This is a genomic window from Amycolatopsis thermoflava N1165 (assembly GCF_000473265.1).
Taxonomy (GTDB): Bacteria; Actinomycetota; Actinomycetes; order Mycobacteriales; family Pseudonocardiaceae; genus Amycolatopsis_E; species Amycolatopsis_E thermoflava.
The window spans coordinates 4,642,277-4,664,559 of sequence record NZ_KI421511.1 but is presented as its reverse complement, the minus strand read 5'-3'; the positions used below and the strand labels follow the sequence as shown (position 1 = coordinate 4,664,559).

19 protein-coding genes and 2 tRNA genes are annotated in these 22,283 nt (G+C 70.0%); 15 read left to right on the top strand and 6 right to left on the bottom strand.

Annotated features, from left to right (window positions below):
• Positions 1–741 precede the first annotated feature (741 nt).
• The 4 genes from AMYTH_RS0122960 to AMYTH_RS0122950 all read left to right on the top strand — a co-directional run bounded on the left by AMYTH_RS0122960 (position 742) and on the right by AMYTH_RS0122950 (position 3,063).
• Positions 742–978, top strand: coding sequence for a hypothetical protein (locus tag AMYTH_RS0122960; RefSeq protein ID WP_027932277.1), 237 nt, complete (start codon positions 742–744; stop codon positions 976–978).
• 118 nt (positions 979–1,096) lie between these two features.
• Positions 1,097–1,498, top strand: a complete 402-nt coding sequence (locus AMYTH_RS0122955; RefSeq protein ID WP_026153842.1) for a WhiB family transcriptional regulator — start codon at positions 1,097–1,099, stop codon at positions 1,496–1,498.
• A 77-nt stretch (positions 1,499–1,575) separates the two neighbouring features.
• Positions 1,576–1,749 carry a hypothetical protein gene (locus tag AMYTH_RS48060; RefSeq protein WP_157360651.1) on the top strand — a complete coding sequence of 58 codons (174 nt, stop codon included), beginning with the start codon at positions 1,576–1,578 and terminating at the stop codon, positions 1,747–1,749.
• A 249-nt stretch (positions 1,750–1,998) separates the two neighbouring features.
• A complete protein-coding gene (locus tag AMYTH_RS0122950) occupies positions 1,999–3,063 on the top strand; it encodes a methyltransferase domain-containing protein (protein ID WP_027932276.1) in 1,065 nt (354 codons plus the stop codon).
• A 183-nt stretch (positions 3,064–3,246) separates the two neighbouring features.
• Here AMYTH_RS0122950 and AMYTH_RS0122945 read toward each other — a convergent pair whose 3' ends face one another.
• From AMYTH_RS0122945 to AMYTH_RS0122935, 3 genes are all read right to left on the bottom strand, one after another.
• On the bottom strand, positions 3,247–4,188 hold the full coding sequence (locus AMYTH_RS0122945; RefSeq protein WP_228684920.1) for a hypothetical protein: 942 nt from the start codon (positions 4,186–4,188) through the stop codon (positions 3,247–3,249).
• Between the two features lie 540 nt (positions 4,189–4,728).
• Positions 4,729–6,075, bottom strand: coding sequence for an ABC1 kinase family protein (locus AMYTH_RS0122940; RefSeq protein WP_027932274.1), 1,347 nt, complete (start codon positions 6,073–6,075; stop codon positions 4,729–4,731).
• On the bottom strand, positions 6,072–7,184 hold the full coding sequence (locus AMYTH_RS0122935) for a ThiF family adenylyltransferase (protein WP_027932273.1): 1,113 nt from the start codon (positions 7,182–7,184) through the stop codon (positions 6,072–6,074). Before AMYTH_RS0122935 ends, AMYTH_RS0122940 begins: the two co-directional genes overlap by 4 nt.
• A 166-nt stretch (positions 7,185–7,350) precedes the next feature.
• On the opposite strand from AMYTH_RS0122935, the gene AMYTH_RS0122930 reads away from it, so the two are divergent.
• Positions 7,351–7,920, top strand: coding sequence for a M48 metallopeptidase family protein (locus AMYTH_RS0122930; protein WP_027932272.1), 570 nt, complete (start codon positions 7,351–7,353; stop codon positions 7,918–7,920).
• A gap of 950 nt (positions 7,921–8,870) precedes the next feature.
• Here the strand turns inward: AMYTH_RS0122930 and AMYTH_RS0122925 are convergent.
• Positions 8,871–10,202, bottom strand: coding sequence for a zinc-dependent metalloprotease (locus AMYTH_RS0122925; protein WP_027932271.1), 1,332 nt, complete (start codon positions 10,200–10,202; stop codon positions 8,871–8,873).
• A 116-nt stretch (positions 10,203–10,318) separates the two neighbouring features.
• Here AMYTH_RS0122925 and AMYTH_RS0122920 point away from each other — a divergent pair, with 116 nt between their 5' ends.
• Positions 10,319–11,464: a YlbL family protein gene (locus AMYTH_RS0122920; RefSeq protein WP_027932270.1), complete on the top strand. Its 1,146-nt coding sequence runs from the start codon at positions 10,319–10,321 to the stop codon at positions 11,462–11,464.
• A 124-nt stretch (positions 11,465–11,588) separates the two neighbouring features.
• Here AMYTH_RS0122920 and AMYTH_RS0122915 read toward each other — a convergent pair whose 3' ends face one another.
• The gene (locus tag AMYTH_RS0122915; RefSeq protein WP_027932269.1) at positions 11,589–12,137 is read right to left on the bottom strand and encodes a PPA1309 family protein; all 549 of its coding nucleotides are present in this window, start codon (positions 12,135–12,137) and stop codon (positions 11,589–11,591) included.
• Between the two features lie 164 nt (positions 12,138–12,301).
• Here AMYTH_RS0122915 and AMYTH_RS0122910 point away from each other — a divergent pair, with 164 nt between their 5' ends.
• From AMYTH_RS0122910 to AMYTH_RS0122870, 9 genes are all read left to right on the top strand, one after another.
• Positions 12,302–15,271 (top strand): UPF0182 family protein, encoded by a 2,970-nt coding sequence (locus AMYTH_RS0122910; RefSeq protein WP_027932268.1) that lies wholly within the window; start codon positions 12,302–12,304, stop codon positions 15,269–15,271.
• A gap of 81 nt (positions 15,272–15,352) precedes the next feature.
• Positions 15,353–15,426, top strand: a tRNA-Met gene (locus AMYTH_RS0122905).
• A gap of 551 nt (positions 15,427–15,977) precedes the next feature.
• Positions 15,978–16,054 (top strand) — tRNA-Met (locus AMYTH_RS0122900).
• Positions 16,055–16,201: 147 nt separating this feature from the next.
• Positions 16,202–16,702 (top strand): PadR family transcriptional regulator, encoded by a 501-nt coding sequence (locus AMYTH_RS0122895; protein WP_027932267.1) that lies wholly within the window; start codon positions 16,202–16,204, stop codon positions 16,700–16,702.
• Positions 16,703–16,770: 68 nt separating this feature from the next.
• Positions 16,771–17,874 carry a peptide chain release factor 2 gene (gene prfB, locus AMYTH_RS0122890; protein WP_020417601.1) on the top strand — a complete coding sequence of 368 codons (1,104 nt, stop codon included), beginning with the start codon at positions 16,771–16,773 and terminating at the stop codon, positions 17,872–17,874.
• 64 nt (positions 17,875–17,938) lie between these two features.
• Positions 17,939–18,628: a cell division ATP-binding protein FtsE gene (ftsE, locus tag AMYTH_RS0122885; protein ID WP_017987098.1), complete on the top strand. Its 690-nt coding sequence runs from the start codon at positions 17,939–17,941 to the stop codon at positions 18,626–18,628.
• A 47-nt stretch (positions 18,629–18,675) separates the two neighbouring features.
• Positions 18,676–19,572, top strand: coding sequence for a permease-like cell division protein FtsX (ftsX, locus tag AMYTH_RS0122880; RefSeq protein ID WP_017987099.1), 897 nt, complete (start codon positions 18,676–18,678; stop codon positions 19,570–19,572).
• 40 nt (positions 19,573–19,612) lie between these two features.
• Positions 19,613–20,089 carry an SsrA-binding protein SmpB gene (gene smpB / locus AMYTH_RS0122875; RefSeq protein WP_026153846.1) on the top strand — a complete coding sequence of 159 codons (477 nt, stop codon included), beginning with the start codon at positions 19,613–19,615 and terminating at the stop codon, positions 20,087–20,089.
• On the top strand, positions 20,090–20,980 hold the full coding sequence (locus tag AMYTH_RS0122870) for an amidohydrolase family protein (RefSeq protein ID WP_027932266.1): 891 nt from the start codon (positions 20,090–20,092) through the stop codon (positions 20,978–20,980).
• On the opposite strand, the gene AMYTH_RS0122865 is transcribed toward AMYTH_RS0122870, so the two are convergent.
• The gene (locus AMYTH_RS0122865) at positions 20,970–22,253 is read right to left on the bottom strand and encodes an acyltransferase family protein (RefSeq protein ID WP_027932265.1); all 1,284 of its coding nucleotides are present in this window, start codon (positions 22,251–22,253) and stop codon (positions 20,970–20,972) included. The genes AMYTH_RS0122870 and AMYTH_RS0122865 overlap by 11 nt on opposite strands.
• Between the last annotated feature and the right edge of the window lie 30 nt (positions 22,254–22,283).

Below are 22,283 nucleotides of genomic sequence, written 5' to 3'. Positions count from 1 at the left end.
CAGCCGGCTGTTCTGGTCGGACGTGAGGTCGGCGGCCGTTCCTGGCCGCCGCGGGTGGAGTGACCGTTCCTGCCCGGTCGCTCGCGAGGGCGACCGCTCTCGCCCGCCCCACTGTCTACCCAGGCGGCTGCTCCTGGCCATCCGCCTATCGAGGGGCCGCTTCTGGCTCGTTGCTTACCGAGGCGGCCACTACTGACCGGCTGCATGCCGGGTGGCCGGTCTGCTCTACCACCCGCTGGGCGACCATTGCCGGCCTGGCTGGATTCGCAGCGGTCGCGGACCGCAACTACCCCCGTGATCGTGCCCTCGGCAAGCGGCCGGGTAGAAGCGGCCGTCCCACCGGGCAGCCAGCCAGAAGTGGCGACTCGCCCGGAACCCTGGCCCGCCCAGCCGCGAGCTCGGTCAGCATCCTGTGGCGTGCAAAGACCTCGCGCGCTCACCCCGGAACTGGCTAACCTGGCTCGCCGGAACGACCGCGCTGCGTGCTGCATTCGTCACCGTGATCATCGGCGGTGCGGCGAGCTCGCGGGGCCACGCACGCTTGACCGCGTAGAAGGGCCGCTTCGCGCGGCGGAACCGCTGCTCAGGGACGATCTTCGTCGTCCGGGAAAGTTCTGCGAAAAATGAGTTGCCCCGCCTCGGGCAGGGGCAATAGCCTGCATGAGCGGGTGAAGAGCGCCCGCGAAGCGAACGCCCGTCGCCCGCCGGCGATGAGCGAAGGACGAGAGGAGGTGCTGGGACGTGAACATTTCGACCACGGTCACGCAGCCTGGCATCGCTCTGCCCTTCGCCCGTTCGGCGATGGCTTGCGCGAATGGCTGGGGCGTCGGCACTGCCGGCGTCGCTCTGCCGATCCTCGCCCGGCTGCGTGACCGCTTCGACGGGACCGGTGTGTCCGCCGTCAAGCCGGCGTACGTCCCGACCGACAAGCAGACCCGACTCCACGTTCCGCTGGCTCCTCCGGAGCTCAGACTCTGACCCCCCGTCAGGGAGACAGGCTCACGAGGGCCGCGGAACCGAGTTTCGGATCCGCGGCCCTCGTGTTTTTGTACCACCTCACAACCGAAAAACCGTTACTACACAAAGGAGAACGGGAATGTCATCGGCAATCGCCTTCGCGTCAGAGAAGGCGTTACCCGACGAACTCGCCCTTCCGGGATCCGGAATCGGTGAGCTTTTCGATGCCGTGGCCTCGCCGGACGCCGACCTGCCCTGCAGGTCCGGCGACGCCGACCTGTGGTTCGCGGAGTCACCGGCGGATCTGGAGCTGGCCAAGAGCCGGTGCGCCGACTGCCCGATCCGGAGTGCGTGCCTGTCCGGCGCGCTCGCCCGGCGGGAGCCCTGGGGGGTCTGGGGAGGCGAGATCTTCGAGCGCGGTGCCGTGGTCGCGCGCAAGCGGCCGCGGGGCCGTCCTCGCAAGAACCCGGTGGAAACGCCCGTAGCGGAGAAGCGCATCGAGCGCCGCAACCGCACTGACCAGCAGAGTGCAGCCGCATGAGTACTGAAGCCCCCTTCGTTCCCGTGTCGTGGACGAAGCATCCGAGCACGCCGCGTCCCCGCGCCGGGGTCGCGCCCATGACCAAGGAGATCACCCGAATGTTGCTCAACGAAGAACTGGCCAGAGCACGAATACAGGACCTGCACGACGACGTCCGCCCGCGATCGGTGCGCACCAATGCACGCGCCGCCCGCCGGTGGGACCGGGTGGCCCGCTGGGCTTCCCGCCGCGCAGGTCGCTACCGCGCCTAGCCGATCGCTGACTCCGCTCGTAGCGGTTCGTCACGCCCATCGGCTCCTGGGCCCGGTGGTGTTCGAGGAAGGCTCTCGAACACCACCGGGCCGGACGCCGTTGGGCATCCATTTCAGTGATCGCCCAGTGGCGGCTGGAGGTTCGCCGCATCCAGTCGCCACTGCACGCGCTCCACACTCCGCGTCGATGACCTCGGAGCGCACTCGAAACGGCGGCGAGCGACCGAACGCCGGTGTTGAATGACCGGTATGGCCGCACACACGCACGATCACATCGACTGGGCCGAGCGGATACCGGCGTTGCGCCGCGCCGATGAACTTCATGCAGCGACCCACGCGAGAATCGCCGCCAGCCTGGTCGGCCGCCTCGGCGTGCAGCCGGTGATCGTCGACGCAGGTAGTGGAGCCGGCGGGATGAGCGCAGCTTTCGCGGCCGAGTTGGCCCGCCGCGGCGGCGGCACGCTCGTTCTCGTCGACGCCGTTCCGGAGCTGCTCGAGGCGGCCGAGGCTGCTGCCAGGGCAGCCATCGTGCGGGTGAACGCGGAACGCATCGCTCGGGCGGACCTGGAAAGCCCTGAGGCTGCGACCCGAGGCGAGCCCCCAGCTGTACAGCAACAGGTCGAACTCGAGCAGGCGCGAGCCGAGTTGGCAGGGAGCGCTGTGGCTGCGACGGTAGGCCGCGCCCACCCCGGACCCGAGGCTGTTTCCAACGCCGCGTTCGCCGGGCAGGTCTCGATCGAGAGCATCCGAGCCGACGTCGCGTCGGTGGACCTCGCTCAACTCGTCCAGCCCGCGGACCTGGTCTGGGCCGCTTCGATGGTGCATCACCTCCCTGATCAGCAAGACGGAGTTGACGGCCTGGTCACTGCTCTCAAGTCGGGCGGAACGCTAGCCCTGGCCGAGGGGAGCCCACCGACGTACTGCCTCCCCTGGGATCTGGGCGTCGGCGAACCCGGGTTGGAGCGCCGTCTACTGGCAGCCCGCGATCACTCGTTCGGAGAAATGCGTGCCGGCATGCCGGGCTCGGTCCGGATGCCCTATGGCTGGTACACAGCCCTCGTCAAAGCCGGGCTGGGGCAAGTCGGCTCTTTCAGTTGTCTTGTCGACTTGCCTGCGCCACCCAGCCAGGTCGTTCGCAACTACGTGATCGAGCACATCACCTGGCTCGCATCGGACGGCGACGAGCTGTTGACGCAGGAAGATCGGGACGTCCTGCGCCGCCTCCTCGATCCAGCGGATGCCGAGTACCTGGGCAGCCGCGAGGACATCTACGTGCTCGGAACGCAGACAGTCCACTTCGGATCGCACCGATGACCGAGCAGGTTGCCTGTTCTCGCTGCGGCATTGAACGGAAGCCGGACGAGGACCCGCTGGCAACGCTGGCTTGGGTCAGCGAACGCGAGGGCGGTGCTCTGCACTGGCTGTGTCCCCGGTGCGCTCGTGAGCACGTCCGTGACATCGAGGGAAAGCTCCCACCCGAATACTGGTGACTGCTCGTCATGCCGCCACCTCCTTCAGCGCCTGAACCCTCGGCCGCCTGCGGCGAGCTGCCGCGGCGAACGCGCTCGTGAGTTCCCGCGCCACTGCCATCGCGTCACCGCGAAGACGGCTCGGGGTGGTGTGGACCAGCACGACTCCGGCGCCGGTGAGCGGAAGGTGGCTCGTCGCCGGACGGTCGGAGCAGGTGGGTGCGGGATCGAGGATCCAACCCAAGGCGACTTCGTCCCACCAGGCGTCGACCACGCCGAGCCGGCGTCCGGCCGAGTCGCAGATGGTCACGTTCCAGACCGGCGGCGGCACCGGGACACCGCCGAGCAGTTCCCGCGCCACGCCCTGCTGGTAGGTGTCGCGGAGCGAACCCAGACTGCGCAGGGTCTGGCGGACCGCTGCTGTTCCGCGTTGGTTGCCGGCGTCGACTTCGTCACGCAACTGTTCGGCGCTGCACAGGCCGTAGTAGACCGGCAGCGTGAGCAGGCGCCGGAGCCTGTCCGGATCGGTCTCGTGCCTGGCGAGATCGACGGTGGCGCGGGCGGGCGGAGCGAACGGTAGCCCGTCCACGACGACCGGCTCGGGCACGCGGGACGTGCGGTCCAGCCAGGTGAATTCGTGCGACGCGATCCGACGTCCGATCGGGATCAGGACGTGGACGCGCCGGGACGGAGACAGCGGAATGCCTTGAGCCTGCAACGCATCCGTGCCGCTGATCACCGCATCCGGGCCGGCGTGGTAGATCGCTGCGCGAAGCTGTTGGTCCCGGCTGGGTTCTCGATTGCTCAACAGGATCACGCCCGGCAGGAGCCGTCGCCACGGTCCGCCCGGACGGCACCGGGACGAGATGACGTGCTGGCTCAGGCCCGCTCGGCGCAAGCGCATGCTGGTGGTGACGTCCTCGCCTGGAGTCGAGTCACACGCTGGTGTTGCGCTGATGGTTTCGGTCATGGGACCAGCGTTGCGCTGGAAATGAGGCAGGGGAAGACGTGACGGGGAACTGTGGACAACTCGGTGGTGCGACTGGTCATCTCGTGCGGTTCCGGTCGGAATTGTGGATAACTGGGGCTCCTGACGGCCCGCGGAACCCGCGGCGGCAGAAGTTGCGGCATGGTGGGTGTTGCGGCGGGACAGGCAGGACGAAGGCCAGCGCGGAAGCTCGGTCCGCGTGGCGGTGGAAGATTCGCGCATCCTGTGCCCACTGGGCGGGGATATGACGACGAGGAGGTGGCGCCAGGCAAAGCGATGTGTTGCGAAGACGGGGCAGGGATGCAACGGGCCGGATTGCAGATGCTGATGCGGACTGAACCAATTGCCGGGCATACCTTGCGCGAGGCAAGAAGCCGGCCGGGAAAGGGCGCGTGTTTGTGAGGATGGCCAGAACAGCGGGCTCAGTGCCATGAACGGGGCACCGGACTCCGGGCCGTCAGGGGCTCGCGCGAGAGCGTCGCCCCTGACGACCTGATGGAAATGACGAAAGGGAGGTGTTGCTCAGTCGGCGAAGCCGGGCTGCCAGCGTTCCACGATCGCTCGTGCTGGGATCTCCGCGTCGAGCTGGCACAGGATCCCCGTCGAACCTGCCGTCACGCGGTGGATCAGCAGGTACTCCGGCGGGAGGTTCAGTGACCGGCCGGTGCGGAAGTCGCGGCCACGGGTGTCGCTGACCCGCATCGCTTGGCGTTGCATCCAGCGGCGCGTGAAATGGAAGCGCTCGTTGGCGAGGGGCTCGGTGAACGGGGCAAGGTAAGCAAGCACGTCGTCAGCGCTGAGTTCTGTGCCAGGCCGGATGAAGCCGGAGGAGCGCAACAACTCCATGAGCTCGATGGAGCGGTGATCGAGGGCCAGACGTGTCATCTCGCCCAGCTGGCGGGGAATGCCGTGCGGTAGGCGGGCCACCGCGCCGAAGTCGATCACGGCGAGACGGCCGTCGTCCAGCAACATGAAGTTGCCGGGATGCGGGTCGGAATGCAGTAGCTTCGCCCGGGCCGGTGACGAGAAGTGGAACTCGGCCAGGAGCGCGCCGACGTGGTTGCGAGTCTCGGCGTCCGCGCCGGCGATGATCTTGGCGAGGGGGGTGCCGGTGACCCACTCGGTCACGAGCACCTTGGGCGCGCTCGCGACAACCTTCGGCACCAGGACCTTGTCGTCGCCGTCGAAGGCCTTCGCGAACTCGCGCTGGCTGTCGGCCTCGCCGCGGTAGTCCAGCTCCTCGTCCATCCGCGCGGACAGTTCGGCAAGCAGTGGCTTGACCTCGGTGCCCGGCAGGAGCGCCTGGAAGAGCCTGCTGAACCGCTGCAGCTGCCGCAGGTCGCTGCGCAGTGCCTCGTCGGCGCCCGGGTACTGGACCTTGACCGCCACCTCGCGACCGTCGTGCCACACCCCGCGGTGCACCTGACCGATGCTTGCCGACGCGGTGGGGGCGTCGTCGAACTCACGGAACCGCGTCTCCCACGACCGGCCCAGCTGTTCGGCCAGGACGCGCCGGGTTTGGCGGACCGGCATCGGCGGCGCGGCGGCCTGCAGGCGGGTCAGTGCGTCCCGGTACGGGGCGGCCAGCTCGTCGGGCACGGCCGCCTCGAAGACGCTCAAGGTCTGCCCGAACTTCATCGCGCCGCCCTTGAGCGTGCCGAGCACCTCGAACAGCTGCTCGGCAGCCTTCGCCGACAGGTTCGCGTTGACTTCTTCGGCGCTCTGACCGGTCAGGCGCCGCCCCCAGCCGCCGACCGCCCGCCCCGCGATTCCGAGCGGCAGGCTCGCGAGCTTCGCGGCGCGGGCGGCGGTGCGGCGGGGAATCCCGGGATCGGCACGGTCGTCGGTCTCTTCGGGAAAGTCGGTCACTCCTGCGATTGTGCCTTGTCGACCATGTCCTCCGCAGCCATCGGCGCGAGCACGTTGCTGACCAGCGGTTCCGGGCGAGCCCCGCAGGTGCAGGCCGGGTTCGGCGGCCACGGGCGGTGGTAGACCGTGCAGTCGTAGGGGTCGATCTCCATTGTCGTGTTCCAGCCGGGCGGCACCCCGTCGGCCGGTCCGAGATCCCGGAGCACCTGGCCGGTCGCCAGGGCGGCGGTCGCCTGGACCGTTGTGAGGTCGGCCTTCTGGGTGCGCCCGGCGAGCTGTCCCGCGACCGTGGGCCAGCGGTCGTCCATCGAGCGGCGGGTGAGGTCCGCGCACGCCAGGCAGCTGCTCCGCCCGGGTTCGACGAGCGGGCCCACGATCCCGATGCCTTCCCGCACGCGCACCGCCAGGTGCGGCACCCGCTCGTGCATCAGCTGCCGGACCAGCTCGGGCGCCGGAACGATGGCGTCGGCGAGTACGACTAGCTCCGGAAGCCGCCCGTCGCGGAGGCGGCGCGTCACGGTCGCGGGGTTCGCCCGTCGGACGGCGTCAGCCGCCGCGGCGGACCGCGACCGGCCGATGTCGGCGTCGGTGTAGCCGCTGCCGGTGTCGTGCTCGGTGACATTGCCGGCGGCCTCGACACACACCTGTCCCACTCCCGCCGTGGCGAGCAGCACCGCGATGGCGACCGTCAGCCGCCCCGACCCGAACAGCACGACGGCGCTGTGGCGTCGTCGGGCGACGGTCTCGCCGTGGCGGTGCCCGGTCGACAGGGACCACAGGGCGGCCTCGCTGGCGGCGCGGTTGTAGGCGGACGGCGGCCACGCCTCCTCGACCAGTCCGAGCCGGGTCAGGTTCGCGACGATGTCGCGGAGGATTTCGACGTGTTCGCTCTTGGCGAGCGCGAGCAGGCTCTCCAGCCGGAGACTGCCGTCGAGGCGGTGCAGAGCGTCCACCAGGTCGGGTGGCAGGTCCTTGGCCACCATGGCGTGCCTGGGGTCGAGACCGATCTGGACCTCGCCCGGACCGCGGTCGAAGACTTCGAGGCCCGGCCGCAGCCAGGGACGTTCGGGCAGGAAGACCGTGTGCTGATTTGTGCTGGTGTCCGTCATGGAGCACAGGGTGACGGAAGGTGGCTAAGAATCCGCTAACCAAGATCGCGAGTTATCCACAGGTGGGCCATCATGTGGATAACTCGGGCCTTCTCGAAGTCGGCTCTCCCGACTTGTCGGCCCCTGGCTTTACCGTGGACGGGTGGCGAACGCACGGGTGCCCTCTTTGAGGAACCGGGACAACACCGGGCAGTCATCGAACCCGCAGCTCAAGGTCGAAGTACGGCGCAGTGCACGACGAAGGCGGACGGTCAGCGCGTACCGGGACGGCGACACCCTCGTGGTGCTCATCCCGGCGAGCATGAGCCGAGCCGAGGAAAAACACTGGGTGGCCGAGATGGAGCGCAAGCTCCAGCGCACGGAGACAAAGCGGGCGTCTCCGGCACGCGAGTCGGATGCCGCGCTGCTCGCGCGGTGCGCGCAGCTGTCAGCGCGATACCTCGACCGGCAGGCGTTGCCGGCGAGCGTCCGCTGGGTCCCGCCGATGCGCACCAGGTGGGCATCGTGCACACCGGCCGACCGGACGATCCGGGTGAGTGACAGGTTGCAGAACGTGCCCGCGTGGGTGCTGGACTACGTGCTGGTGCACGAGCTGGCGCACCTGCGGGTGGCGGCGCACAACGCCGAGTTCTGGGAGCTGGTCCGGCGCTACCCGAAGACGGAGCGGGCGATCGGCTACCTCGAGGGCCTGTCCGCGGCGGCCGGCTGGGGGATCAGCGAGCTGGACGACGACTGAGGAACGCAGCTCGGGGCCCCGCAACCTGGCGGGGCCCCGAGCTGTTGAGGGGTGGGAACAGCGGCCTTACCAGGTGGCCAGCGATGCCGGGTGCGGCGTTGAGCGGGCGGCGCTACTCGGATCGCCGCGGGCGGGGTGGCCCCGGGTCCTCTGTCGGGGACGGCATCGCTGCTGTTGGCCGGGACTGCCGGGTGCAGGGCTGAGGGCGGCCTGGCCGCTGGCTGGGCTGTCGAGATGCACGGCCGAGGCTGGCGGGGCCGTTGGCCGGTCTGCGGGGATGCAGGGTTGAAGGCTGGCGGGTCGGTGGCCGGGCTTGCCGGGAGCCACAGTTGACCGCGATGTTGCTGTTGGTCGGGATGCCGGGATGCGGGGATGCCGGGATGAAGGGTTAAGGGCGGCGGGGCCGTTGCCGGGCTTGCCGGGGCCAGGGTTGAGGGCGGCGGGGCCGTTGCCGGGCTTACCGAGATCCAGGGCTGAGGGTGGCGGGACCGGTGGGCGGGGCTTACCCGGAATGCGTGGCTGAGGGCGGTGTTTGCTATCGGCTGGGTTGCCGGGATGCCGGCTGAGGGCGGTGGGGCCTGTGACGGGGCTTGCTGGGATCGACGGCTGTGCGCGGCCGCCGGTGGCCGGGGCTTGCCGGGATGCCGGCTGAGGGCGGTGTTGGTGTTGGCCGGGTTGCTGGGATCGACGGCTGTGCACGGCGCCGCCGGTGGCCGGGCTCATCCAGATGCAGGGCTGAGGGCGGCGTTGCTGGTCGCCGGGCTGTAGGGCCGATGGCAGCGGGCCGTTGCCGGGGCTATCGAAAGCCTGGGCTTAGAGCAGCGCGGCTGGTCGCGGGGCCTCTCAAAGCCAACCCCTGAACGCGCCTTGCGAGGGGCGCAGCGGGTCGCGCTCGGCTGGGGCGGCACTTGCCGTCCGCCCCAGCCGAGCTTCGCTTGTGCGACCTGGGGTCAGTTGCCGGGCTCGTCGCCCTTGCCGGGGTCTTGCTTGTCCTCCGGCTTGGTGCGCTCCAGCTCGGCCATCGGGTCGTCCAGCTCGCCCGGCTTGCCCAGGCGCTCGGCGAACTCCAGCGGGTCGTCCAGGTCCTCCGCCGACGGCATCAGGTCCGGGTGCGACCACAGGCCGTCCCGCTTCTCGGCGCCGTGCCGGTCGCCCACGAGCTTCCACAGCGCGGACGCCGCACGCATCCGGCGGGGCCTCAGTTCGAGCCCGACCAGCGTCGCGAACGTCTGCTCGGCCGGGCCGCCCGTCGCGCGGCGGCGGCGCAGCGTCTCGCGCAGGGCGTCGGCCCCGGGGAGCCTGTCGCCGACCGCGTCGGCGACCACCACGTCCACCCAGCCCTCCACCAGGGCGAGCAGCGTCTCCAACCGGTTCAGCGCCGCCTGCTGCTCGGGCGTCGTCTGGGGCTCCAGCAGCCCCGAGGACAACGCCTCCTCGATGCTCGCCGGGTTCGACGGGTCCACCTGGCCGGCCAGCTGCTCCAGCGCGGAGGTGTCGACCTTGATGCCGTGCGCGAACTCCTCGACCGTCGCCAGCAGGCGCTGCCGCAGCCACGGCACGTGCGAGAACAGGCGCTGGTGCGCGGCCTCTCGCGCGGCCAGGAACACCAGGACCTCGCTGCTCGGCAGCTCCAGCCCCTCGGTGAACTTCTCGATGTTCGCGGGCAGCAGCGCCGACGTCCCCTCCGGCCCCAGCGGCAGACCCACCTCGGTCGAGGTGAGCACCTCCGACGCGAGCTGCGCGAGCGCGTTGCCCAGCTGCGAGCCGAACGCCATGCCGCCCATCTGGCCGACCATCGACAGCAGCGGCCCGGCGGCCTGCTTTGCCTCGGCGGGGAGCGCCTCCACCCACGCGCCCGACACCTGCTGGGCCACCGGGTCGCACAGGCGCTGCCATGTCGGCAGCGTCTTCTGCACCCAGTCGCGCGGGGACCACGCCGCGGTCACCGACGCGCCCGCGGGGAGGATCGTCGCGGCGTCGAGCCACAGCTCCGCGAGGTGCCCGGCGTCGCGCACGGCGCTGTCGGCGTCGCCGCTCGAGGCGAAACCGATCGTGCCGCCTGTGCTCCCGCTGAGCTTCTGCAGTGCGATTTGTTTTGCGAGGTCGTAGTTCACCGGGCCCGACGAACTGCCGGCCTGGCTCAGCATCTGCCCGAGCTGGCTCAGCATCTGGCCGAGCTGGTTGAACGCGTCGGCGCCGGGCTGCTGGCCGCCCTCCGACGGCCCGTTGTCACCGGGCTTGTCGGGATCCGGGGGCCCGAAGCCGAACGGGAGATTGCTCATAGCTCCACCGTACGCGGCCGGAGCAGCCGTGACCCCGCCAGAGGTGTCCGATTTCGCTCGGCGCGATCAAGGCCTGGTGATCGAGCGTGCGGGCCGGTCACCGTACGCTGTGGGCCGTGAGCGAGTCCCGCGACGAAAGCACTGCTCCCGGCGCCGCGACCGGCACCAAGCCCGACGACGGCGACCAGGCCCGCAACGGGCACCGCGCGACGCGGCCCCGCGAGCGCGCCCGCATGACGAGGCGCGGCTGGACCGTCGTGACCAGCGGTGTCCTCATCGTGGCGTTCGGGCTCATCGGCGCGTTCGTCCAGGTGCCCTACGTGGCGATCGGCCCCGGCCCGACCTACGACACGCTCGGCCAGGTCAACGGCGTCCCGGTGGTCGAGATCGACGGGCAGCAGACCTACCCGACCGCGGGCGAGCTGCGGATGACCACGGTCTCGCTCAACGACGAGATCAGCCTGTTCGGCGCGCTCGGGCTGTGGGTCAGCGGCCGGTACGCGCTCGCGCCGCGCGAGGAGTACTTCCGCCCCGGCGAGAGCGACGAGCAGGTCCAGCAGGAGAACGTCCAGCAGTTCCAGGACTCGCAGAGCAACGCCGAGGTCGCCGCCCTGCGCCACCTCGGCTTCCCGGTCAAGGTGCTCGCCCAGACGATCGTCGACAACACCCCGGCCAGCCGGGTGCTCGCGGCGGGCGACCGGCTGCTGTCGGTCAACGGCCGCGCCATCACCAACGAGGACGACGTCACCGCGGCGCTCGCCGACACCACCCCAGGCCAGACCGTGCCGATCACGTTCCAGCACGGCACCGAGCCGCCCCGCACCGAGCAGATCACGCTCGCCGCGAACCCGGACCCGTCCAAGAAGCAGGGGTTCATGGGCCTGCAGCCCATCGACCGGGCCGACGTGCCCTTCGACGTGAAGATCTCGCTGCAGGACGTCGGCGGCCCCTCGGCCGGCCTGATGTTCGCGCTGGCGATCGTCGACCGGCTCACCCCGGGCGAGATGGTGGCGGGTGAGCACGTCGCCGGCACGGGGGAGATCACCGAGAAGGGACAGGTCGGCGCGATCGGCGGGATCTCGTTCAAGGTCGTCGCCGCGCGCGAGGCCGGCGCCACCGTGTTCCTCACGCCGGAGGCCAACTGCGCGGAGGCCTCCGCCGCGGCGCCGGACGGGCTGAAGCTGGTCAAGGTGTCCGACCTGGACAGTGCGCTCTCGGCGCTGGACGCGCTCAAGGCGGGGCAGCCCACGCCGTCCTGCTGACCCGGCACCGCGGCGTGGCGGCCGCCGTGCCGAGTTTTGTGAGACCGGACAGCCCCTAGCCCGGCAACCCGATGCGAGAGCAGTGGCTCGTAGGCCCTGGCACCGGCTGAGCGTGCCCCTGAGGTCAGGGGGCCAGCGTGGCGCGAAGTGCGTCCAGCAGGTTCGGCGCCAGGTCGGGGTGCTCGACGATCTCGTCGGCGGGCTCGGCGTCCTCCGCCTTGGTGTAGCCCCGCAGCCGCATGACGCAGGCGCCCGGGCCGTCCCGCAGCACGGCCGCCACCAGGCGCGCCTCCGTCCGGTCGGGGTGGTCCGCCGCGGCCTGCCGCAGCCGCTCCGCGTCGCCGGACCCGGACAGCTCCGACTCGGCGCTCGGCGGCAGCACGATGATCTCCTGGGCCAGCGCGCAGCCGAGCACGGCCTCCGGCCACGCGATCCGCCCCAGCGCCTCCGCCAGGTCACCCTCGGGCAGCGGCTCCTGCGCCACCGGGGTCAGCGCGCTCGACGGGTCGAGCTGCCCGGCCAGCTCGGGCTGCTCGCGCAGCAGCGACGCGGTCGGGACCAGCGCGAACAGCTGAGGAGGCTGGTCCCACCCGGCGGCGGCCACGAACTCCTCGACCTCACGGGCCAGCGCCGCGATGGCCGGACCGGTGGCGGGGTTGACTTCCGATGCCATCTCCTCATCGTGTCAGGTGCCTGCCGGACGTGTCCGATTCGGGCCGGTCGGGGAACCCGCGGCGGCCCTCCTACAGTTAGGGGTTCAGGGGTGTCCTGCATTACGGGTCGCCCCGCCAGCGGACCAAGACATCAGGAGCGTGCGCAGTGGCCAGTCGGCCCCCAGTGAGCCTGCCGAAGCTGTCCCGTCGCAGCCGGGTACTGCTGATCATCGCCGCGGTGATCGTCCTGGCGCTGCTACTCGGCGCGCGCCTGTTGGACACCTATGTCGACTGGCTGTGGTTCGGCGAGGTGGACGCCCGCCAGGTCTTCAACACCATGGTCGTCACCCGCATCGTGTTGTTCTTCGCGATCGGGCTGCTGGTCGGCGGCTCGCTCGCGCTCAGCCTGTGGATCGCCTACCGCACGCGGCCGGTGTTCGTCCCGGTCTCCGGCGCCGACGACCCGCTGGCCCGCTACCGCTCGGCCGTGGTCGGCCGCATCCGGCTGTTCGGCATCGGCATCCCGCTGGTCACCGGCCTCATCGCGGGCGCGACCGGCGAGGGCGACTGGCAGCGCATCCAGCTGTTCCTGCACGGCACGAGCTTCGGCCAGACCGACCCCGAGTTCGGCAACGACATCGGCTTCTACGCCTTCACGCTGCCCTTCTACCAGTGGCTGCTCGGCTGGCTGTTCGTCGCGGTGACGATCTCGTTCATCGGCGCGCTCATCGCGCAGTACCTGTTCGGCGGCATCCGGCTCGCCGGCCGCGGCGGCCAGCTCGCCGGCTCGGCCCGCGTCCAGCTCGCCGTCACCGCCGGCCTGTTCGTGCTGCTGAAGGCCGTCGAGTACTACTTCGACCGCTACAACCTGCTGTTCTCCGACCGCAACGCCCCGCTGTTCTACGGCGCCACCTACACGGACCTGAACGCGGTGCTGCCCGCGAAGCTGATCCTGCTGTGCATCTCCGCGATCTGCGCTGTCGCGTTCTTCGCGGGTGCGTTCCTGCGCAACATCCAGCTGCCCGCGATCGCGCTGGTGCTGCTGATCCTGTCCGGTGTGCTGGTCGGCGTCGCCTGGCCGGCGATCCTCGAGCAGTTCTCGGTCAAGCCGAACGCCAACCAGAAGGAAGCGCTTTCCATCAGTCGCAACATGGACGCGACGAAGTCCGCGTTCGGGCTCAACAACGTCCAGTACGAGGACTACACCGGCACCGGGCAGGCCACCGCGTCGGACATCAGCGCGGACGTCACGACCGTGCCCAACATTCGCCTGCTCGACCCGAACGTGCTGGCGCCCACCTTCACCCAGCGGGTCGGCCGGGAGAACTTCTACGGCTTCCCGCAGAAGCTCGACATCGACCGCTACGAGATCGACGGCAAGCTGCAGGACTACGTGGTCGCCGCCCGTGAGATCAACACCGCCAACCTCACCGGCAACCAGACCAACTGGATCAACAAGCACATGGTCTACACGCACGGGAACGGGTTCGTGGCGGCACCGGCCAACACGATCGACCGTGCCGTGAGCAACGCCAACAGCGACGGCGGTTACCCGATCGCGGTCACCAGCGACACGCAGAATCCGACCGGCGCCGGCATCAACCCGGCCAACCCCACCGCGCCCGGCATCTCGGTCACCGAGCCGCGGATCTACTACGGCGAGCTCACCAACGACTACGCCATCGTCGGCGGCCAGGAAGGCCGCGCACCCGGCGAGTACGACAGCGCGAGCAGCAGCAACTACCGCTACGACGGCACCGGCGGCGTGAACCTCGGCAACTGGTTCAACCGCCTCGCCTTCGCGGCCAAGTACGGCGAGCGCAACATCCTCTTCTCCGACGCCATCAGCGACGGCTCGAAGATCATGTACAACCGCGACCCGCGCCAGCGCGTCAGCAAGGTCGCGCCGTGGCTCACCGTCGACGGCGACCCGTACCCCGCGGTGGTCGACGGCAAGATCGTCTGGATCGTCGACGGCTACACCACGCTGAACAACTACCCGTACTCCCAGCAGACCCCGCTCGGCGCCGCCACCGAGGACACCCTCGCCGGCGTCGCCCGCCAGGCCAACAACAACATCAACTACATCCGCAACTCGGTCAAGGCGACCGTCGACGCGTTCAACGGCACCGTCACCCTCTACTCGGTCGACGAAAAGGACCCGGTCCTCAAGGCGTGGGAGCAGGTCTTCCCGGGCCTGGTCAAGCCGGGCACCGAGATCAGCCCCGAGCTGCGGTCGCACTTCCGGTACCCCGAGGACCTGTTCAAGGTCCAGCGCGAACTCCTGACGAAGTACCACGTCACCGACCCGCAGGAGTTCTACACGACCAACACCTTCTGGAACGTGCCACAGGACCCGACCCAGGAGGGCGGCACCAACCTGGACGCCTCCGGCCTGGCCAACCAGCCCGGCTACTACGTGCTGGCGCAGGCGCCGGGGCAGAGCGGCACGACGTTCCAGCTGACCAGCCCGCTCACCGCCCTGCAACGGCAGTACCTCGCGGCCTGGATGACAGTGTCCTCCGACCCGAACGACTACGGCGCCATCAAGGTCCTGCGGCTACCCACCACCGCGGCGGGCAACAGCCAGGTCGACGGCCCCGTCCAGGTCCAGAACAGGTTCCAGAGCGACTCCCGGTTCGCCCAGGAACGCACCCTGTTCAGCAACCAGAGCGTCACGGTGATCTTCGGCAACCTGATCACCCTGCCCGTCGGCGGCGGATTCCTCTACGTCGAACCCGTCTACATCCAGCAACGCAACCAGAACAGCTACCCGCAGCTCGCCCGCGTGCTGGTGTCCTACGGATCCAAGGTCGGGTTCGCCTCCACCCTCGCCGACGCGCTCAAACAGGTCTTCGGTGACCAGGCCGGCCAGGCGGCGACCTCGCCGACCCAGCAACAACCGACCACCACGCCGACACCGTCCACCACGCCGACGACCCCGCCCGCCACCGGCGGCACCGGCAGCAGCCCCGCCCTCGACCAGGCCGTCGCCGACATCCAGTCGGCGCTCGAACGGCTCCGGCAAGCCCAGCAGAGCGGCAACTTCGCCGCACAGGGCGAGGCGCTCGCCGCGCTCGACGCCGCCGCCCGCGCCTACGAGAACGCCAAGGCCGCCCAGACGACCTCGGCGCCACCCCAGCCGGGCGGATGACGCACCACACCGGGTGCCGGAACTGCTTCCGGCACCCGGTGTGCACACCCCCGCAACTAAGGCGTAAACTCATCCTCACAACGCGGGGTGGAGCAGCTCGGTAGCTCGCTGGGCTCATAACCCAGAGGTCGCAGGTTCAAATCCTGTCCCCGCTACGAGAGGCAGGGGCCCCTGTATCCGCGGAAAGCGCGGATCGGGGGCCTCTCTTCGTTGTCTCTGGGGGTCGAACCCCCAGGCCCCCGGCAGGGGGCGAGCCCCCTGCACCCCCGTGCGGTGCTAGTGACGTGGTGATCTTGCGTTGGGTGCGGGGTGGCCCTTCGCGCCTGGCGGCGCTGGGGCCGGTGTGCGTGTCAGGGCGTGAACGGGGCTGTTGAGCGGTCTTCGTTGTCTGTGGGGGTCGAACCCCTAGGCCCCGGCAGGGGGCGCCCCTGCATCCCCGTGCGGTGCTGGATCGGTGGGGACGTGCGGGTGGGTGGGGGCGGGCCTTGGCGCCTGGCGGCGCTGGGGCATGGGGGGTGGGCCATCGGTGCTGAGGGGCTCGGTTGGTGTGGGGGCCACTCGGAGTTGCTGGGGGCTGACTCCAGGCGTTGGGCAGGCGTGAGTGCCTCGCGTCATGCGGTGTCGGGGCGCGGGGTGATGTCCACTCGGGAGCGTCTGGGGGGTCAGTTTGGGGGCCAGGGTGAGGTGTGTATAGTGGGACTTACAGCGCGGGGTGGAGCAGCTCGGTAGCTCGCTGGGCTCATAACCCAGAGGTCGCAGGTTCAAATCCTGTCCCCGCTACCAGGGAAAAGGCCCGGTCTTCACGGACCGGGCCTTTTTCGTGCGCTTGGGGCACCCCCGATTGGGCCGGACGGGGGAAGGTAATGACCTTTGTGGACATTGACCGTGACCACTGTGGACAGATCGGCGGAAAAGTGGCACCTTGTAGGGGTGTCTGAACTCAATGCAACAGCAGCGGCATTGCTCGGCCTGCTCCAGGACGGCCCGGCCACCGGGGGGCAGCTGGTTGCGGCGGCGGAGGAGCGGTTCGGGACGTTCTTCAGCGTCACCCGCAGCCAGGTCTACCGTGAGCTGCCCGCCCTCGCCAAGGAAGGGCTCGTCCGGCTCGGCAAGCAAGGCCCGCGCTCCAGCCAGCAGTACGTGATCACCGCCGCCGGGAAGAAGGCCTTCAAGGCCTGGCTGACCTCCGACGCCGGCCCCGACCACCTCCGCAGCCCCCTGATCCTGCGCCTCGTGCACGCCGCCTCGCTCACCGCGAAGCAGCGCGCCGGCCTCATCGAGACGGCCAGGGCCAGCTACCAGGAGGACCTGGACGAGGCGAGGGCGGCCGTCAAGGCAGCAGGCGACCCCTACAGCAAGGCCATCGCCGAGTTCGGCCAGGCGCACGCCCGCGCGGCGCTGAAGCTGATCGACGCGATCCCGGACGCCTGAGCGGCCACGGGGCCCCAAGCGGCCGGTTCCCGTAACCGGCCGCGCCCCGTGCCGTAACCTTGAAGGTTGTGAGTGGTGACTTCGCAGCCGACCTGAAGGACCTCGCCGGCAAGCTGACGCAGGTCGAGTCCGTCATGGACCTCGACGCCCTGCGCGCACAGGTGGCTGACCTGGAAGAGCAGGCGTCCAACCCCAACCTGTGGGACGACCCGGAGGCCGCGCAGAAGGTCACCAGTCAGCTGTCCCACCGGCAGGCCGAGCTGCGCCGGGTCACCGACCTGCGCCAGCGGCTCGACGACCTCGAGGTGCTCCACGAGCTCGCCGAGGCCGAGGGCGACAACGCCAGCAAGGCCGAGGCCGAAGGCGAGCTGACCCGCCTCGCGAAGGAAGTGGACGCCCTCGAGGTCCGCACTCTGCTCTCCGGCGAGTACGACGACCGCAACGCGGTGGTCACCATCCGCGCGGAAGCCGGCGGCGTCGACGCGGCCGACTGGGCCGAGATGCTCCTGCGCATGTACCTGCGCTGGGCCGAGCGCCACGGCTACCCGACCGACGTCTACGACATCTCCTACGCCGAAGAGGCCGGCATCAAGTCGGCCACCTTCAAGGTCGCGGCCCCCTACATCTACGGCACCCTCTCCGTCGAACAGGGCACCCACCGGCTCGTCCGGATCTCCCCGTTCGACAACCAGGGCCGCCGCCAGACGTCGTTCGCCCACGTCGAGGTGCTGCCCGAGGTCGAGGAGGTCGACCACGTCGAGATCCCGGAGAAGGACATCCGGGTCGACGTGTTCCGCTCCTCCGGCCCTGGCGGGCAGAGCGTCAACACCACCGACTCCGCGGTGCGCATCACCCACCTGCCCACCGGCATCGTCGTCTCCTGCCAGAACGAGAAGTCGCAGCTGCAGAACAAGGCCGCCGCGCTCAAGGTCCTCCAGGCCAAACTCCTCCTCAAGAAGAAGGAGGAGGAACGCGCCGAGCTGGACGCGCTCAAGGACTCCGGCAGCAGCTGGGGCAACCAGATGCGCAACTACGTTCTGCACCCGTACCAGATGGTCAAGGACCTCCGCACCGAGCACGAGGTGGGTAACCCCAGCTCGGTGCTCGACGGGGAGATCGACGACTTCCTGGAGGCCGGTATCCGCTGGCGCAAGCAGGCCAACGCTGCGTAACCGCCGCGCCGGAGGCAATAGGCCAACCCGGGCTTAACGACGCCCATGGGTAGGATTGCCCACCGTGATTCGGCTCGACAGTGTCTCCAAGGTCTACAAGACGTCGACGCGTCCCGCACTCGAGAACGTGTCGGTCGACGTGGACAAGGGCGAGTTCGTCTTCCTGATCGGGCCCTCCGGGTCCGGCAAGTCGACGTTCCTGCGCCTCCTCCTGCGCGAGGAGGTCCCCACCAAGGGCCGGGTCTTCGTGTCCAACTTCGACGTGGCCAAGATGGCCCGCCGCAGGGTCCCCCGCCTGCGGCAGACCATCGGGTGCGTCTTCCAGGACTTCCGCCTGCTCGGCAACAAGACCGTCGCGGAGAACGTGGCGTTCGCGCTCGAGGTCATCGGCAAGCCGAAGCACACCATCAAGAAGGTGGTGCCGGAGGTCCTCGAGCTGGTCGGGCTGGAAGGGAAGGCCGACCGCATGCCCCACGAGCTCTCCGGTGGTGAACAGCAGCGGGTGGCGATCGCCCGCGCGTTCGTGAACCGGCCGCTCGTGCTGCTGGCCGACGAGCCCACCGGGAACCTCGACCCCGACACCAGCCAGGACATCATGCTGCTGCTGGAACGGATCAACCGCACCGGCACCACCGTCCTGATGGCCACCCACGACCACTCCATCGTGGACTCCATGCGGCGCCGGGTCGTCGAGCTCCAGCTCGGCAAGGTGATCCGCGACGACGCCCGGGGCGTGTACGGCGTCGGCCGATAAGTCACCCCGAACCCCCGCCTGCCCCCGACCTGAGGAACCACCCCCCGATGCGTGCCAGTTTCGTGTTCAGCGAGGTCTTCACCGGCCTGCGCCGCAACATCACGATGACCATCGCGATGATCATCACCACGGCCATCTCGCTCGGCATGCTCGGCGGCGGCCTGCTGATCGTGCGGACCATCGACAAGATGCAGGTCAACTACATGGCCGACGTCGAGGTCTCGCTCTACCTGACCCAGGACGTCAGCGCCAACGACAAGACCTGCACCCAGGACCCGTGCCGCGGACTGCTGGCCGACCTGAACAGCAACCCGGCCGTCGACTCCGTCGTGTTCGAGAACCGCGACCAGGCCTACGAGCGGTTCAAGAAGCTCTTCCAGGACAACCCGATCCTGGTCCAGTCCGCCCGCCCCGAGGCGCTGCCCGCCTCGCTGCAGGTCAAGCTCAAGGACCCGAGCCGCAGCGACGTCATCACCCAGGAGTACGGCACCCGGCCCGGCGTCTCCCGCGTCGACGACCAGAAGCAGTTCCTCGACCGGTTCTTCGGCGTGCTCGGCGGCGTCCGCGACGGCACCTTCGTCATCGCGCTCATCCAAGCCCTCGCCGCCCTGCTGCTGATCTCCAACACGGTGCAGATCTCAGCGTTCACGCGGCGCACCGAGGTCGGCATCATGCGGCTCGTCGGCGCCACCCGCTGGTACACGCAGCTGCCGTTCCTCCTGGAAGCGGTGGTCACCGGCGTCATCGGCTGGGCGATCGCGGTCGGCGGCCTGATCGCGGCGAAGTTCGCGTTCATCGACCGCATCCTGTCCGTCACCGGCGGCATCATCCCCAACATCCAGGTGCTCGACGTGATCGTGGTGGCGCCGTGGCTGCTGCTCGCGTCGATCATCATCTCGGCCACCACCGGGTACCTGACGCTGCGGCTCTACGTGCGGCATTAACGCCGTGCTCCGCCCGGGACGTGTGGGATAACCTGGAACTATGCCCAAAGAACGAGGCTCCAAGGTGATCGCGTCGAACCGCCGCGCGCGGCACGACTACGCGGTGCTGGACACCTATGAGGCCGGGATCGCGCTGGTGGGCACCGAGGTGAAGAGCCTGCGCGCCGGCCGCGCCTCGCTGGTCGACGCGTTCGCCACGGTCGACGACGGTGAGGTGTGGCTGCGCAACCTCCACATCCCCGAGTACGAGCACGGCACGTGGACCAACCACGAGTCGCGGCGCAAGCGGAAGCTGCTGCTGCACCGCGGCGAGATCGAGAAGCTGATCGGCAAGACCAAGGAGGGCGGGCTCTCGCTCGTCCCGCTGTCCATGTACTTCAAGGACGGCAAGGTCAAGGTCGAGCTCGCGCTGGCCAAGGGCAAGAAGGCCTACGACAAGCGCCAGGACCTGGCCAAGCGCGACGCCCAGCGCGAGATCAGCCGCGCCGTGGGCAGGGCGTTGAAGGGCCGCCGCTAGGTGGGGCCGGAGCGCGACGAGGACATCCGGGAGTGGGTGCGCGGTCTCGGCCTGGACGGTCTCGTCGACCTGCACCTGCACTTCCTGCCGGAACGGATGCTGGTCAAGGTCTGGGCCTACTTCGACCGGATCGGTGAGCGCACCGGCTACGAGTGGCCCATCCAGTACCGGGTGGCCGAGGACGAGCGGGTCGCGCTGCTCGAATCGTTCGGGGTGCTGCGGTACGCGCCGCTGGCCTACCCGCACAAGCCCGGCATGGCCGAGTGGCTCAACGGGTGGCTGCGCGAGTTCGCCGAACGCGTCCCGGCCGCGGTGCCCACCGCGACGCTCTACCCGGAACCGTCGGCGGCCACCTACGTCGTCGAAGCGCTGCAGGCCGGCGCCCGCTGCTTCAAGGCGCACGTCCAGGTCGGCGCGTACGACCCGCGGGACGAGCTGCTCGACCCCGCGTGGGGCGCGCTCGCCGAAGCCGGGGTGCCCGTCGTCGTGCACGCCGGGCACGGGCCTGAGCGCGGCCCGCACACAGGGCTCGACGTGTTCGGTGAGGTGCTCGCCCGGCACCCGCGGCTGACAGCGGTGCTCGCGCACGCGGGGATGCCCGAGTACGCCGAGGCGCTCGCGCTGGTCGAGCGGTACCCGCGCGTCCACCTGGACACCACGATGGTCGGCGTCCCGTTCACCGAGGCGCTGATGCCGCTGCCGCCGGACTGGACGAGCCGGCTCGCGGACATCGCCGACCGGATCGTGCTCGGCACCGACTTCCCGAACATCCCCTACTCCTACGCCACGCAGCTGCGGGCGGTCGCCGGCTGGGCTGCCGACGACCGCCTCGGGGACGACTTCCTGCGGGCCGTCCTGCACGACACCCCGGCGAAGCTGCTCAACCTCTGACGGCGACCCGCACCGGCTTCGCCGCCAGCAGCAGCCCCGTCACCACCAGCGCCACCCACGGCACGGGACCGGCGAGCATCCCGGCTTCCAGCGGCGTGGTGAACCCCTTCGCGGCCAGGCCGAGCAGTCCGGCGGACGCCAGCACGGCAGCCGCGGCGAGCTGTCCGGCCGGGACGGCGCCGGCCGGGCTGGGCCGGGTTTCGAAGCGCCCGAACGCCTTCAGCAGACCGGCCAGCACGACCGCGGCCGCACCGACCCACAGCGGGGCGACGGCGAACCAGTCCGCGCTGCCGGGTTCCGGTGTCGCGTAACCGAAGCCGAGCACCGCGACGCCGGCGACGACGACCAGCGCCGGCATGTGCCACAGGTACATGCTCATGAACCGCGGTCCGCTCCAGCGCAGCACGGCGGCGACGGCGGGGCGCTCGGCGAGCGTGGCCAGCGTGGGCTTGAGCGCCAGCCAGAACCCGGCCTGCCCGACGGCGAGGCTCATCAGCACCGCGGTCGGCGGGCTCATGTTGGACACCGGCGCGCCCGGCATGCCGATCATGCTCGCCGGGTACGGACCGAACGCGACGGCCAGCGCGGTGACCCCGAACCCGGCCACGGCCAGCGCGGCCGCGCCACGACGGCTCAGCGTGCCGAGCCTGCCCTCGGCATAGGAGAAGCCGAGCTGGTGCACGGCGAGCCAGACGAACACTGCGTTGGCGTAACCGAGCGGGCCGAACACCTCGAACCGTCCGAAGTCGACGATCACCGCGAGCCCGGTGAGCACCAGCGGCACGCGCAGACCCCAGCGGCGGTGCGCGGCCAGCATGAGCGGCGTCGCGGCGACGGTGATCAGGTAGACGGCGAGGAACCACAGCAACTGCCCGGCGATCGCGCCGGCGATCTGCACCGGCTGCTCCGGAGCGCCGAGGTCGCGCAGCAGGTCCGGCGCCAGGAGCCACACCGCGAACAGCGGCAGGACCGGGACCAGCAGGCGCTTGAGCCGCGTGGACAGCCAGTCGCGCGTGGACGCGGCGCGGCGCAGCGACATCAGGTTGGCGGCGCCACCGGCGAAGAAGACCATCGGCATGACCTGGGACAGCCAGGTCAGCGCCCACCAGCCGGGGGTGGTCAGTGCGTTGCCGGTCGCGAGACGGCCGTGGTCGTAGCTGAGCACGGGCATCAGCCAGTGCTGCCCGATGACGGCGAGGATCGCGGTCGCGCGGACCACGTCGAGGAAGGTGTCGCGGGCTCCCGCCGGGGCCTGCCGCAGGCTTGTTCGCATGCGTTCAGCCTGGTCGGAACGGGTTCCGGG

Bases quoted from the DNA above. Each gene is read 5' to 3' on its own strand.
- AMYTH_RS0122865 (WP_027932265.1), bottom strand. From the start codon at position 22,253: ATGCGAACAAGCCTGCGGCAGGCCCCGGCGGGAGCCCGCGACACCTTC.
- AMYTH_RS0122955 (WP_026153842.1), top strand. From the start codon at position 1,097: ATGTCATCGGCAATCGCCTTCGCGTCAGAGAAGGCGTTACCCGACGAA.
- AMYTH_RS48060 (WP_157360651.1), top strand. From the start codon at position 1,576: ATGACCAAGGAGATCACCCGAATGTTGCTCAACGAAGAACTGGCCAGA.
- smpB (WP_026153846.1), top strand. From the start codon at position 19,613: ATGCCCAAAGAACGAGGCTCCAAGGTGATCGCGTCGAACCGCCGCGCG.
- AMYTH_RS0122915 (WP_027932269.1), bottom strand. From the start codon at position 12,137: ATGGCATCGGAAGTCAACCCCGCCACCGGTCCGGCCATCGCGGCGCTG.
- AMYTH_RS0122950 (WP_027932276.1), top strand. From the start codon at position 1,999: ATGGCCGCACACACGCACGATCACATCGACTGGGCCGAGCGGATACCG.
- AMYTH_RS0122935 (WP_027932273.1), bottom strand. From the start codon at position 7,184: ATGACGGACACCAGCACAAATCAGCACACGGTCTTCCTGCCCGAACGT.
- ftsX (WP_017987099.1), top strand. From the start codon at position 18,676: ATGCGTGCCAGTTTCGTGTTCAGCGAGGTCTTCACCGGCCTGCGCCGC.
- AMYTH_RS0122945 (WP_228684920.1), bottom strand. From the start codon at position 4,188: ATGACCGAAACCATCAGCGCAACACCAGCGTGTGACTCGACTCCAGGC.
- AMYTH_RS0122925 (WP_027932271.1), bottom strand. From the start codon at position 10,202: ATGAGCAATCTCCCGTTCGGCTTCGGGCCCCCGGATCCCGACAAGCCC.